At 70.1% G+C, this 13,003-nt stretch carries 10 protein-coding genes; all 10 read left to right on the top strand.

Going from position 1 to position 13,003, the window contains the following annotated elements; translation table 11 throughout:
* The first annotated feature begins 8 nt into the window (after positions 1-8).
* The 10 genes from R6V09_RS30820 (at position 9) to R6V09_RS30775 (ending at position 12,922) form a co-directional block, all read left to right on the top strand.
* Positions 9-164, top strand: a complete 156-nt coding sequence (locus R6V09_RS30820) for a substrate-binding domain-containing protein (RefSeq protein ID WP_442810183.1) — start codon at positions 9-11, stop codon at positions 162-164.
* Positions 165-410: 246 nt separating this feature from the next.
* On the top strand, positions 411-1,745 hold the full coding sequence (locus tag R6V09_RS30815; protein ID WP_317884736.1) for an ABC transporter substrate-binding protein: 1,335 nt from the start codon (positions 411-413) through the stop codon (positions 1,743-1,745).
* Positions 1,746-1,752: 7 nt separating this feature from the next.
* Positions 1,753-2,700 carry a carbohydrate ABC transporter permease gene (locus R6V09_RS30810; protein WP_317884735.1) on the top strand — a complete coding sequence of 316 codons (948 nt, stop codon included), beginning with the start codon at positions 1,753-1,755 and terminating at the stop codon, positions 2,698-2,700.
* Positions 2,701-2,747: 47 nt separating this feature from the next.
* On the top strand, positions 2,748-3,554 hold the full coding sequence (locus R6V09_RS30805; protein ID WP_442810182.1) for a carbohydrate ABC transporter permease: 807 nt from the start codon (positions 2,748-2,750) through the stop codon (positions 3,552-3,554).
* Between the two features lie 29 nt (positions 3,555-3,583).
* Positions 3,584-6,310 (top strand): alpha-mannosidase, encoded by a 2,727-nt coding sequence (locus R6V09_RS30800; protein ID WP_317884733.1) that lies wholly within the window; start codon positions 3,584-3,586, stop codon positions 6,308-6,310.
* A 57-nt stretch (positions 6,311-6,367) separates the two neighbouring features.
* Positions 6,368-9,349 carry a glycoside hydrolase family 2 TIM barrel-domain containing protein gene (locus R6V09_RS30795; protein WP_317884732.1) on the top strand — a complete coding sequence of 994 codons (2,982 nt, stop codon included), beginning with the start codon at positions 6,368-6,370 and terminating at the stop codon, positions 9,347-9,349.
* A gap of 117 nt (positions 9,350-9,466) precedes the next feature.
* Positions 9,467-11,191 (top strand): MOSC and FAD-binding oxidoreductase domain-containing protein, encoded by a 1,725-nt coding sequence (locus R6V09_RS30790; RefSeq protein ID WP_317884731.1) that lies wholly within the window; start codon positions 9,467-9,469, stop codon positions 11,189-11,191.
* Between the two features lie 166 nt (positions 11,192-11,357).
* On the top strand, positions 11,358-11,783 hold the full coding sequence (locus R6V09_RS30785) for a hypothetical protein (RefSeq protein ID WP_317884730.1): 426 nt from the start codon (positions 11,358-11,360) through the stop codon (positions 11,781-11,783).
* Positions 11,784-11,906: 123 nt separating this feature from the next.
* The gene (locus R6V09_RS30780; RefSeq protein ID WP_317884729.1) at positions 11,907-12,569 is read left to right on the top strand and encodes an RNA polymerase sigma factor; all 663 of its coding nucleotides are present in this window, start codon (positions 11,907-11,909) and stop codon (positions 12,567-12,569) included.
* Positions 12,566-12,922 (top strand): hypothetical protein, encoded by a 357-nt coding sequence (locus R6V09_RS30775; protein ID WP_317884728.1) that lies wholly within the window; start codon positions 12,566-12,568, stop codon positions 12,920-12,922. Before R6V09_RS30780 ends, R6V09_RS30775 begins: the two co-directional genes overlap by 4 nt.
* The last annotated feature ends 81 nt before the right edge of the window (positions 12,923-13,003 follow it).

The raw sequence follows: 13,003 nt of genomic DNA, 5'->3' as shown, positions 1-13,003 counted from the left end.
TCGGCGCGCTGGTCGAGCCCCCGCTCACCAGCGTCGCCCTCGACACGCGCGGGCTCGGCGCCCTCGCCATCGAGCAGGTCGCCCGGCTGCTGTCGGGCGCGGAGGCGCTGGCGGCCGACGAACTGGTCGTACGGGCCGAACTGCGGCTCAGCGGCTCCGCCTGAGCCGCACGGTGCGCATCCGGTCCGAATGTCTTGACACTCCCCGGCGCCGGAGCGCAAACTTCCGAACATTCGCAACACACTTGAACAGGTCCCTCCAAATGCAGTCCCGTGAGCGCTCACGGGAGCGCTCACGGGGAGACCGCAGACCGCCATAAATGGTGTACCCCACTCCAGCAGGCATCCCGCCCGAGGGATCAGCATCGAGCCGCCTAGCACCGCCGCTAGTCGTTGTCTGGAACGGAAACTATGAGCAGCAAAGTCACTCGCTTCCGCCTCGCCGTCGTCGCCGTGGCCGCCAGTGTCGCCGTACTCGCCGGATGCTCGTCATCCTCGCCGTCGGCCAAGACATCCGCGACCTCCTGCGAACCCGCGAAGGGCAAGGTCACCCTCCAGTACTGGAACACCGTTCCGGGCATGGACAAGGTCGTGGCCCTCTGGAACAAGAAGAACCCGAACATCCAGGTCGAGACGAAGAACATCTCCAACGACCAATACGGCATCCTCAGCAACGCCCTCAAGGCGGGCAAGGCCCCCGACCTCTCCCAGGTCGGCTACGACGAGCTCCCCAACCTGCGCACCCAGAGCGCGTTCGTGGACGCGTCGGCCTGCTCGGCGGCCACGGCGGCCAAGTCGAAGTTCGTGCCGTGGACCTGGTCGCAGACCAGCTTCGGCAACACCGGCGTGTTCGCCCTGCCGCAGGACACCGGCCCGATGGCCCTCTACGTCCGCAGCGACATCTTCAAGAAGTACGACATCGCGATCCCCACGACCTGGGACGAGTACGCGGCTGCCGCGGCGAAGCTGCACAAGGCGGACTCCAAGCTCGACATCACGTTCTTCGACCCGAACAACGCCGAGTGGTTCAACGGTCTCCTCTGGCAGAACAACGCCCAGATGTACAGCTACTCCGGTGACAAGTGGCAGGTCACGGTCGCCTCGGAGCAGAGCAAGCAGGTCGCGGACTACTGGCAGAAGCTGATCGCCGGCAAGCTCGTGCGCACCGACCTCGCCCACGGTTCGACGCAGATGTACGCCGCCTACCAGCAGAACCAGATCGCCAGTTACATCGGCGCCGCCTGGGGCTACAGCATGTTCCGCGACAACCTGCCCAAGCAGGCCGGCAAGTGGACGATCGTCCCGATGCCGACGTGGGGTTCGGACGGCGCCTCCGGTGACTGGGGCGGTTCGACCGTCGCGTTCATGAAGGGCAGCAAGCACCTCTACGAGTCGGTGAAGTTCAACACCTGGCTCAACACCGACCCGGAGGCCCTCGCGCTGGAGAACCAGCTCGGCGGCCTGTACCCGGCGGCCAACGCCGGGCTCCAACTCCCCGCGCTGTCCAAGGGAGTTCCGTACTACAACAACGAGAAGATCTTCGACGTCTTCGCCGACTCGTCCAAGAAGATCAACACCAGCTTCGCCTGGGGCCCGACCCAGAAGACGGTGAACCTGGCGCTGCAGGACGCGATGGCCAAGGCGGCGGCCGGCAGCGGCACGCTGTCCGACGCCCTGGCGGCGGCACAGGCAGCGGCGTTGAAGTCGATGAAGGATCAGGCGATCCCGGCAGCGGCGGGCAAGTGACCGCACGATGACCGACATCGCAACCCGCGCGACGCGCCGGGTGGCGTCACCCGGGGGCCGTCGCCGTCTCAACGGCGGCGGCCCCCGGGCGGGCACCATCTTCGCGTTCGTGATCCCCTTCTTCCTCCCCTTCGTGCTCTTCTACCTGGTGCCGGTCGGCTACGCGCTGTGGCAGAGCGTCCGCGTCGTCCGCCGCACCGGCGGTCAGTACGGCACCTCGTACACGACGTTCGGCGGTTTCGAGCAGTACACGAAGGTCTTCCAGAACGACGAGTTCTGGTCCAGCGTCGGCCGCATCGGACTCTTCGGCGTCGTGCAGGTGCCGGTGATGCTGTTCGTCGCCCTGGTGATCGCGCTGCTGCTCGACACTCCCCTGCTGCGGCTCAAGTCGGTGTTCCGCATCACCGCGTTCATGCCGTACGCGGTACCCGGCGTGATCGCCGCGATCATGTGGTCGTACCTCTACTCGCCCCAACTCAGCCCCGTCGTGGACCTGTTGAACGGCATCGGGCTCAAGCCCGACTTCCTCGGCCCGGGCGCGGTGCTGTGGTCGGCGGCGAACATCTCGACGTGGCTGTGGACCGGCTACAACATGCTGATCATGTTCTCGGCACTGCAGTCGATCCCGCAGGAGCTGTACGAGGCCGCCAAGCTCGACGGCGCCAACAACTGGACCATCGCGTGGCAGATCAAGGTCCCGATCATCGCCCCGTCGATCGTGCTCACCACGGTGTTCTCGATCATCGGCACGCTTCAGCTCTACGCCGAGCCGGCCGTGCTCCGGCAGATCTCCTCGAACATCTCCAGCACGTTCACGCCCAACATGCTCGCCTACGCGGTGGCCTCCGGGAACAACTACCAGCAGGCCGCGGCAATCTCCGTGGTCATCGCCGTCATCACCTTCGTCCTGAGCTTCGGGTTCATGCGACTGACCTCGAAGAGGGCCGGCCTGTGAGCAAGCAAACCGTGAACCGTGAGAGCCAGGTCAGCCGTACGGCCGCCATGGCCCTGATGCTCCTCCTGGCGGTCTACTTCCTGCTGCCGATCTACTTCCTGATCGTCGCGGCCACCAAGCCGCAGGGGGATCTGGCCGCCACCAACGGGCTGACGTTCTCGCACTTCAACCTGTTCGAGAACCTGCGTGTCCTGTTCAGCCGCAGCGACGGAATCTTCGGCAAGTGGATCGTCAACACCGTGATCTACGCGGTGTTCGGCGCGCTCGTGGGAACGCTGATCTCCGCGCTGTGCGGCTACGCGCTCGCCAAGTTCCAGTTCCGGGGCCGGGAGTTCCTGTTCTCCGTCATCCTCGGCGGCGTCCTCGTCCCCACCACCGCGCTCGCGCTCCCGCTGTTCCTGCTGTTCTCGGCGACCGGGATCGTCAACACGTACTTCGCGGTGTTCCTGCCCAGCATCGTCAGCCCGTTCGGCGTCTATCTCGCCCGGATCTTCGCCAACGCGGCTGTCCCGCAGGAGCTGTTGGAGTCGGCGCGGCTGGACGGCGCGGGTGAGTTCCGCACGTTCTTCTCGGTGGCTTTCAAGCTGATGACGCCGTCGCTGGTGACGATCTTCCTCTTCCAGTTCGTCGCCATCTGGAACAACTTCTTCCTGCCGATGGTGATGCTGCAGAAGGAGTCCCTGTTCCCGATCACGCTCGGCCTCTACGAGTGGAACGGCCAGACCGCCCGGGCCCCGCTCCTCCAGGAGTCCGTGATCACCGGCTCGCTGGTGTCGATCGTGCCCGTGATCATCCTGTTCATCCTGCTCCAGCGGTTCTGGCGCACCGGACTCGCCGCCGGTTCCCTCAAGTGACCGCCCCCGCACAGAAGGTGCCACCCGTCATGACCGACTCCGCTGTCTTCGTGCCCCATTTCCACTGGGACCGGGAGTGGTACGAGCCCTTCCAGGTGTTCCGGCACCGGCTGGTCGCCGCCCTGGACACCGTGCTGGAGACGGCGGAGACGGACCCGGACTTCCGGTTCACCGTCGACGGTCAACTGGCAGCGATCGAGGACTACTTGGAGATGCGGCCGGAGAACCGCGACCGTGTCGTGGCCCTGGTCCGCGAGGGCCGGCTCGCCATTGGGCCGTGGCTGATCCTGCTCGACGAGTTCCTCTGCTCCGGCGAGACCATCGTCCGCAACCTCCAGATAGGGTGGGCGGCGGCCGAGGAACTGGGCGGGGCGATGCCGGTCGGCTATCTGCCGGACATGTTCGGCCACATCGCGCAGATGCCGCAGATCCTGGCCCGGGCCGGCATCGAGCACGCGGCGCTGTGGCGGGGGGTGCCCGGCTCCGTCGACGGCCACGCCTTCAACTGGCGTGCGCCGGACGGCTCCGAGGTCCGTACCGAGTTCCTCTTCGACGGCTACGACAACGGCCTCGACGTCCTGCTGGTACCGGACCGGATCGGCCGCGCGCTCGGCGACTACGCGGAGATGACGGCCGAACGGTGGGGCGGCGACCCGGTGTTGGCGATGGCCGGCACCGACCACAACGCGCCCGATCCCCAACTCGCGTCCTGGCTGCGGAAGGCCTCCGGTGAGGGGCGTGCCATCACCGTCGCCACGCTCGACGAGTACCTCCGCAAGCACATCCGCGACGAGGTGTCCGCCGTCGTCACGGGTGAGCTGCGCAGCCATGTGCGCGGCAACATCCTCCCGGGCGTGCTGTCGGTGCGGCTGGGGCTCAAGCAGCGGATGGCGCTCGCCGAGCGCACGATCGACCACGCCGAGCGCATGAACGCGCTGTGGTCCCGCCGCGACGACTCGCCGTTCCTCGCGCTCGCCTGGCACAAGATCATCGAGTCGACCGCGCACGACTCGGTCGTCGGCTCCGGCACCGACGAGACCTGCGACCAGGTCGCCGCCCGCCTCGCCGAAGCCGCTCAGACAGCCCGTGCCGTCCGGAACGCGGCGCTCGCCGAGCCCGCCGCCCTGGTGCCGAGCGACGGCCATCTGGTCGCCAACCTGCTGCCGTTCGACCGTACGGCGCTGGTCGAGGTGGACGTCGTGGCCCCGCCCGAGGGAACCGCGCTCCTCGCGACCGCCGCCGACGGCTCGACGGCCCCCGTACAGCTGATCTCCCAGGCGCCGACCGTCCTCAGCGACGAGCGCATGGACGCCTCGCAGCTGGAGCGCGTGCTGCGCCGTATCCACCGCCGCGAACTCTTCGGCCGGCTGATCGACCACTACGAACTCGCCCCCGGTGAACTCGTTTTCCACCTCGCCGAGGTACCGACAAGCGGACCCTTCGACCTGCTGATCCTGCGCCGGGAGGTCGCCGCGGCAGCCGCGGCACATCCGGGTGAGTGGCATGTGCTGACGCTGGAGGAGGCCCGGGCCACCGCGCTCGTACCCGTGGACGTGCCCGCCTCCGGCCTGGCGAGCTTCCGGGTCGAGCCGAGCGAGACCACCGCTTCGCCCGCGCACGTCCCCGCCACGGCGACGGACCGCACCCTCGCCAACGGTCTGGTCGAGGTCACGGTCGCCGCCGACGGCACCCTGGACATCACCGGGCCGGACGGCACCGTGCTGTACGGCGTGGGGCGCCTTGTCGACGGCGGTGACCGGGGCGACAGCTACAACTACGCTCCCCCGGCGCAGGACGTCCTCGTCTCGGAGCCCTCGGAGATCGCCGTCGAGCTGCTCGAAACCGGGCCGCTGCGCTCGCGGTTGAGGGTCACGCGTGTCTACGACTGGCCCGCCGCGCTCTCCGCCGACCGCGATGTGCGCGGTGACCTGGCCGCGCCGACGCCGGTGGAAACGCTGGTGGAGGTGCGGGTGGGCGAGCCGTTCGTGCGCGTCTCCACTTCCTTCCTGAACCAGTCCGCCGATCACCGGCTGCGTTTCCATGTGCCGCTGCCCGAGCCTGTGACCACGTCCGCGTCGGCCGGTCAATTCGCCGTCACCGAGCGCGGGTTGACCGCCGAGGGCGGCTGGGGCGAGTATCCGCTCCCGACCTTTCCGGCCGGTTCGTTCGTGTCGGCGGGCGCGGCAACCGTCCTGCTCGACCACTCCAGCGAGTACGAACTCGTCGGCGACGGCACCGAACTCGCCGTCACACTGCTGCGCGCGATCGGCTCGATCAGTGTCAACATCCATCCCCTGCGCGACGAACCGGCGGCGAGCGAGATCCCGGTGCCCGGTGCGCAGGACCTCGGGATGCGGATCGAGAACCGGTTCGCCGTCGTGCCCTCGGCGTCCGGCTGGCGTGGCGCGCACTCGGTGGCGCTCGCCGAGGAGTTCCGCAGCGACGTCCTGGTCACTCGTGGAACCGGGCCCGCCGGGCGTCAACTGCCGCCGGACACAGCCGGGTTGCGGGTCGACGGGAAGGACGTCCTCGTGTCGGCCGTCCGCCGTGTCGGCGGCGAGGACGCACAAGTCCCCGGCACCGAGGTGCGGTTGACCGCGATGCGCGACACCGCGTCCACGGTCCGCGTGACAGGGACCTTCACCGAGGCCACGACCGTCGATCTGCTGGGCCGGCCGCTCTCCCGCACCCAGGTCACCGACGCGCTCGAACTCGACCTCGGTCCATGGGAGATCCACACCGTCGTACTCCGGTAGACCGCCATGATCGAATGCAATACGCCCGCTCTGCTCTCACGAAAGCGTTGTGACCTCTTGCTCCCCGAGTTCTCCCCCCATGTTTCCGACCTCGCACCCGGGCGTGGTGCCCTGCGCCCGGCGCGCTCATGGCTGCACTCCGACGCGAAGTCCCTCTCCCTGAACGGGCCCTGGCGCTTCCGCCTGTCCCCCACGGCGACGGCGGCGGAGGACTTCACGGCCGAGGGCTTCGACGACCACGGCTGGGACAGCATTCCGGTGCCCGCCCATTGGGTGCTGGAGGGTGATGGCGCGTACGGCCGCCCGATCTACACCAACATCCAGTTCCCGTTCCCGATCGACCCGCCGTACGTGCCGGACGAGAACCCCACCGGCGACTATCGCCGCGCCTTCGACGTCCCCGCCGACTGGTCGGACGCCGAGCGGGTCGTGCTGCGCTTCGACGGGGTCGAGTCGCTGTTCAGGGTCTGGGTGAACGGGGTGGAGATCGGCGGCGCGAGCGGCAGCCGGCTGGCCCACGAGTTCGACGTGACGTCCGCGGTGCGGCCCGGCGAGAACGTCGTGGCCGTGCGGGTTCACCAGTGGTCGGCGGCCAGCTATGTCGAGGACCAGGACCAGTGGTGGCTGCCGGGCATCTTCCGCGATGTCACCCTGGTCGCCCGGCCGGCCGGGGGCATCGAGGACGTCTGGCTGCGGACCGGCTTCGACGACGGACGGGGCCGGATCGAGGCGGAGATCACCGCCGACGCGACGGCGTTCCCGGTCACCCTGCGCATCCCCGAACTGGGCGTGGAACGGGTCTGGGCCACGCCGGCCGACGTGGCGCCCGTCGACATCGCCGCCGTGGAGCCCTGGTCCGCCGAGCAGCCGCGCCTCTACGACGCCACCGTGTCGACGGGTGCGGAGACGGTCTCCCTGCGGGTGGGCTTCCGTACCGTCGAGATCCGCGGGGACCAGTTCCTGGTCAACGGGCGCCGGGTCGTGTTCCACGGGGTCAACCGGCACGAGACGCACCCGGAGCGCGGCCGGGTCTTCGACGAGGCGCACGCCCGCGAGGACCTGGCCCTCATGAAGCGGTTCAACGTGAACGCGATCCGCACCAGCCACTACCCGCCGCATCCCCGGCTGCTGGACCTCGCCGACGAGCTCGGGTTCTGGGTGATCCTGGAGTGCGATCTGGAGACGCACGGCTTCGACAAGGTCGGCTGGTCCGGCAACCCCAGTGACGACCCGGCCTGGCGCGAGGCGTACCTCGACCGTGTCGAGCGCACGGTCGAGCGGGACAAGAACCATCCCAGCATCGTGATCTGGTCGCTCGGCAACGAGGCGGGCACCGGCAGCAACCTCGCCGCCATGTCGGCCTGGGTCCACGCGCGCGACGCCGAACGCCCCGTCCACTACGAGGGCGACTACACCGGCGAGTACACCGACGTCTACTCCCGCATGTACGCGTCCGTGCTGGAGACCGAGCAGATCGGCACCGACGGCTCGCGCGCCCCGCTGCTCAACTGCACGCCCTCGCAGGGCGCCCGGCAGCGCACCAAGCCGTTCCTGCTGTGCGAGTACGCGCACGCGATGGGCAACGGTCCTGGCGCGTTCGACCAGTACGAGGCGCTGGTGCACGAACATCCGCGCCTGCACGGCGGTTTCGTCTGGGAGTGGCGCGACCACGGCATCCTGGCCACGGCCCCGGACGGGACGCCGTACTACGCGTACGGCGGTGACTTCGGGGAGGTCATCCACGACGGCAACTTCGTGATGGACGGCATGGTGTTGAGCGACGGCAGCCCGACGCCCAGCCTGCACGAGTTCAAGGCCGTCGTCGCGCCGGTGGACTTCGCGTTCGACGGCGACAAGGTCGCGATCACGAATCTGCGGCATACGGCCGACACGTCCGACCTGCGGTTCCGCTGGCGCGTCGAGCACGACGGAGTGCCCGTGGATTCAGGGGAGTTGGAGGTGCCGTACGTCGGGGCGGGCGACTCGGGCCGGGTGTCGCTGCCGCCGGTCGCGGTGTCGCCGGACGCCGAGACCTGGCTGACGATCGACGCGGAGCTGGCGCGGGACACGGCTTGGGCGTCCGAGGGGCATGTGGTGGCAACTGCCCAGCTGGACCGCTCGGTTCGCCGTCCGGTGCCCGGTGTCCGACCCCGGAGCGGCTGGCGGCCCGGCGACGGAACACTCACGCTCGGTGTCGCCGAGTTCGTCGGCGGATCGCTCGTGCGCCTGGGCGAACGGGCCGTCGCAGGGCCCCGGTTGGAGCTGTTCCGCGCGCCGACCGACAACGACAAGGGCGCGTGGGGCGAGGTCGCGGAGAGTGACGCGAGCGTCTCGGGGGTGTCCAACGCCGAACTGTGGCGCCGCGACGGGCTGGACCGGCTGACCTCGCGACGGGTGTCCGTGGAGCAGACCGTGGACGCGCTGCGCACGGTCGACAAGGTCTCGGCCGCCGACTCGGGGCTGTCGGTGCTGGTGGAGTCGGTCTGGTCGCGGGAGAGCGACGACGAGGTGGAACTGCGGGTGGAGATCCAGCCCTCGCACGGCTGGCGGACGGTGTGGCCGCGAATCGGGGTGCGTTTCGAGCTGCCCGACGGCACGGCTCCCGTCGACGGCGCCGAGTGGTTCGGCCTGGGCCCGCTGGAGTCCTACCCCGACAGTCTGCGCGCGGCCCGCACCGGCCGTTTCGCCGCCGGCATCCGCGACCTCTCGGTCGACTACGCGCGCCCCCAGGAAACGGGACACCGTTCCGCCGTGCGCCGCCTCGCGCTGACGACCGGCGACACCGAAGTGCTGCGCGTCGAGGCTCTCGCCGACACGCAGGGACGCCGTCCCGGCTTCACGCTGAGCCGCCACACCCCGCAGGAGATCGCCCGGTCCGGACACCCGTTCGAACTGCCCGACTCGACATCGAGCCACCTGACCGTCGACGCCGCCCAGCACGGCCTCGGCTCACGGGCCTGCGGCCCGGACGTGTGGCCCGCGTTCGCGCTGCGTCCGGAAGCCCGCACGATCAGGCTCCGGATCACGGCACCGAACTAGGTCGTGGACTGAGGGTGCGATCTCGCACAGCGCGGACCGCGCCCTCAGTATGGGAGGGGACGACTGCCGTCCCGGTGCGACGACCGTGCCGGTCGTCCCCGTGGGAAGGAGTTCCCCGTGCCCACCCTGCTGTCGGTGAATGTCGGTATGCCGAAGGACGTTCCGTGGGAGGGCAGGAACGTCCGCACCGGTGTGTGGAAGTACCCGGTCCAGGGCCCGGCGATGGTCCGCCGGCTCGACATCGACGGCGACGGCCAGGGCGACACCGCTGGTCATGGCGGCGAGCAGCGGGCCGTGCTCGTCTACCAGATCCAGTCGTACCGGCACTGGCAGCGGCACTTCGGCCGCGACGACCTCGGCTACGGCCAGTTCGGCGAGAACCTCACCGTGGACGGCCTGCTCGACGACGAGGTGTGCATCGGCGACCGGTACCGCATCGGCGAGGCCGAGTTCGAGGTCACCCAGCCGCGCGTCACCTGTTACCGGGTCGGTATGCGCTTCGGCGAACCCGAGCTGGCCGCCCTGCTGGTGAGCCATCACCGTCCCGGCTTCTACATGCGGGTCGTTCGCGAGGGGCATGTGCAGGCCGGCGACCGGATCGAACGGACCAGGACCGGTCCGGGCACGCTGAGCGTGGCCGACACTGACGCGCTGCTCTATCTGCCCGGCCGTGACCCCGCCAAGCTGCGCCTCGCCCTGAACGTGCCCGCGCTGAGCCCCGGTTGGCAGGGCTCCTTCCGCGAACTGCTCGCCGCCGCCGACGGTGCGGAGCCCGCCGCCCGCCCGTCCTGGGACGGTTTCCGCGCGCTGCGGGTGACGGACGTGACCGCCGAGAGCACGACGGTCACCTCGATCCGGCTGGCCGACCCCGACGGCTCCCCGCTCCCGGCCGCCCGCGCGGGTCAGTACCTCACCCTGCGCGTCCCCGCCACGACCGCCCCCGCCCCGGTGCGCAGCTACTCGCTCTCCGCCGAGCCCGACGCCGGCAGCTACCGGATCAGCGTCAAACACGAACCGCACGGCACGGCGAGCGGTTATCTGACCACGCGGCTACGGCCCGGCGCGGACCTCCAAGTCGCCGCGCCCCGCGGTGAGTTCACATACGCCGAAGGAAGCGGGCCGGTGCTCCTGGTCTCCGCCGGTATCGGCCTCACGCCGGTGCTGTCCATGCTGCACGCGCTCGCCGCCGGGAAGAGCGAACGTGAGGTCTGGTGGATCCACGGTGCCCGCGGCCCCCGCGAACACCCCCTCGCAGCCGAGGCACACGACCTGCTCGCCTCGCTGCCGCACGCACACGAGTACGTCTTCTACAGCGCGGCCACACCCGAGGAACGCCGGCGTGCCCATGCCGCGCCGGGGCGCCTCACGAAGGACACGCTGGTCGCACTGTCCGTCCCGGCCGACGCGACCGCGTACATCTGCGGCCCCGCCCCCTTCATGGCCGACATGCGGCAGGCACTCGCTGAGATCGGCGTCGATCCGGCGCACATCAGCACCGAGTTGTTCGGGCCCCTGGCCGCCGTCAACCCCGGCCTCACCGCCCTGCCCGCCCGATCGCCGCACCAGCCGCCGGGGCCGCCCGGAACCGGGCCGACGGTGACCTTCGCGCGCAGCGGTCTCACCGTCCCGTTCGCCGACGGCAGGCGCAGTGTCCTCGAACTCGCCGACGCCTGCGACGTCCCCACCCGCTGGAGCTGCCGCACCGGCGTCTGCCACACCTGCGTGACGCCCCTGCTGTCCGGCACGATCACCTACTCCCCCGAACCGCTCGAACCACCGGCGGCCGGTGAGGTCCTCATCTGCTGTGCCCGGCCCGGAACGGACCTCGTCCTCGATATGTAGGGCCGGCTCGGACTCGTCGTAGAAAAGATTCTTCCGACCTGCAACCTCGATGCCGTCGGAACGTCTGTCCGGGTGGAGGCGCCTCCGAGCCAGGGCCTTCGCCACGGGAAGCCACCTGTGGCGGCGGCCCGACAGACCAATCATCATCGACGATTCGAGGAATCACATGTCCGCAGGTCAGGCTGTTCGCAGCAGCCTCCGCTCGGGCCGGGTGCGTCTCGCTCTGGGAGTGACCACTGCCGCCGTCGCACTCGCCGTCGGCGGGTCCCTCAACACGGCCCACGCCGACACGGCCCGGCCCACCTCGCACCACAAGGCCGACACCATAGACGTCGGTCTGTGCGACGACACTCCGGACCCGAACCCGGTGGAGGCCGTGCCAGGCGGGGTGGACAAGGACCCGAAGCCCGTCCCGCAGCAGACGTTCAGCTACGTCCTCGACTGCTCGGTGCCCGTTCCGGACGGTGGGGACCCGGTCGACGCGGTACCCGTTCCGGACGGTGACGACCCGGTGGACGCGGTGCCCGGTGGATACGACTCGACCCCGGCCCACCACGTGAGGGACGCCCGGATCGCTCCCGTCAAGCGCTGACGGACGCGGCACGACCGGCCCGTCCGGGCCGGGGTGGAGCCGCCGGGTCACCGCCCGGCGGCTCCACCGCCCGTCCGACTGTTCCGGACGGTGAGTACCAAGACCATGACGTCCGGGAGATCCATGAAGGCAGCGACGACCCTGGCCACTCCGGCCCACGGCGACCCAACGTGCGCGTACCCGGCTCCCACCTGGGCCGACGCACTGCGCCGGGCGGTACGACGGCTGGTGCGCGAGGCGACTCCGGGAGCCCGGCCACCGACGGTGCCGACTCCGCAGGCCGCCCCCGCCGACTTCGGCGAACCCGGCATCGACGACCTCTACGCGCACCGCCGCCTGGAGCTGGTCCGGCTGGCACTGCTCCTCGTCGACGATCTCCCGACCGCGGAAGACGTCGTCCAGGACGTCTTCGCCGCGCTCTACCGCCGCTACGGCGCGCGGCTGACCGGCCTGGACAACCCGGACGCGTATCTGCGGACGAGCGTGGTCAACACCTCGCGCTCGGTCCTGCGCCGCCGCCGTACCGTACGCGCCCATGTCCCGGAACGCGCGGGACACGCGCCCTCCGCCGAAGAACCCGTGCTGCTGCGCGAGGAACACGGGGAAGTGATCGCCGCCCTGCACCGGCTGACCCGGCGGCAGCGCGAAGTGCTGGTCCTGCGGTACTGGTCCCACCTCAGCGAGGCGCAGATCGCCGACACGCTGGGGCTGTCCCGTGGGGCGGTCAAGTCCACGGCGAGCCGGGCACTGGTCGCCCTGCGCCGAGAGTTGGAGGCTCCCCGATGATCGAACAGGACCTCGGTTCCGGTGTCCCGCCGGACTCCGTCGAACAGCGGCTGCGCGACGCCCTGCGGGCCCGGGCCGACTCCGTCGACCTGTCCGCGCTGCGGCCCGCCGTCCCGCCGACCGCGCGGGCCCGGTTCCGGCTGACCGTCGTCCGTCCCGTCCGCCGCACCGCTCTCGCGTTGCTGGTCGTGGCCGCCGCGGTGGTCGGCGTCCTGTTCGCGGCGACGTACCTGGACCAGAAGGCGCCGGTCAGGCCCGCGGGCGTCCCATCGGTGTCGCCCTCCTCCGGTGACATGACCGCCACCCCCTACCCGCCCGGATCGAACTCCGTCACCGCGGTGCCCCATCCGTGACCGGGACGGCCAACTGCCCTGCCCCTGCGGCCCATTCGTCGGCCGGGAGGGCGAGGAGCCGTTCAGATCGGAAGAGCGTCG

It is taken from the genome of Streptomyces sp. W16, from assembly GCF_033194735.1.
Lineage (GTDB): Bacteria > Actinomycetota > Actinomycetes > Streptomycetales > Streptomycetaceae > Streptomyces.
The sequence above is the reverse complement of the archived record's forward strand: the minus strand, read 5'-3'. Positions and strand labels throughout refer to the sequence as shown.

Bases quoted from the DNA above. Each gene is read 5' to 3' on its own strand.
- R6V09_RS30815 (WP_317884736.1), top strand. From the start codon at position 411: ATGAGCAGCAAAGTCACTCGCTTCCGCCTCGCCGTCGTCGCCGTGGCC.
- R6V09_RS30810 (WP_317884735.1), top strand. From the start codon at position 1,753: ATGACCGACATCGCAACCCGCGCGACGCGCCGGGTGGCGTCACCCGGG.
- R6V09_RS30805 (WP_442810182.1), top strand. From the start codon at position 2,748: ATGGCCCTGATGCTCCTCCTGGCGGTCTACTTCCTGCTGCCGATCTAC.
- R6V09_RS30800 (WP_317884733.1), top strand. From the start codon at position 3,584: ATGACCGACTCCGCTGTCTTCGTGCCCCATTTCCACTGGGACCGGGAG.
- R6V09_RS30785 (WP_317884730.1), top strand. From the start codon at position 11,358: ATGTCCGCAGGTCAGGCTGTTCGCAGCAGCCTCCGCTCGGGCCGGGTG.
- R6V09_RS30780 (WP_317884729.1), top strand. From the start codon at position 11,907: ATGAAGGCAGCGACGACCCTGGCCACTCCGGCCCACGGCGACCCAACG.
- R6V09_RS30775 (WP_317884728.1), top strand. From the start codon at position 12,566: ATGATCGAACAGGACCTCGGTTCCGGTGTCCCGCCGGACTCCGTCGAA.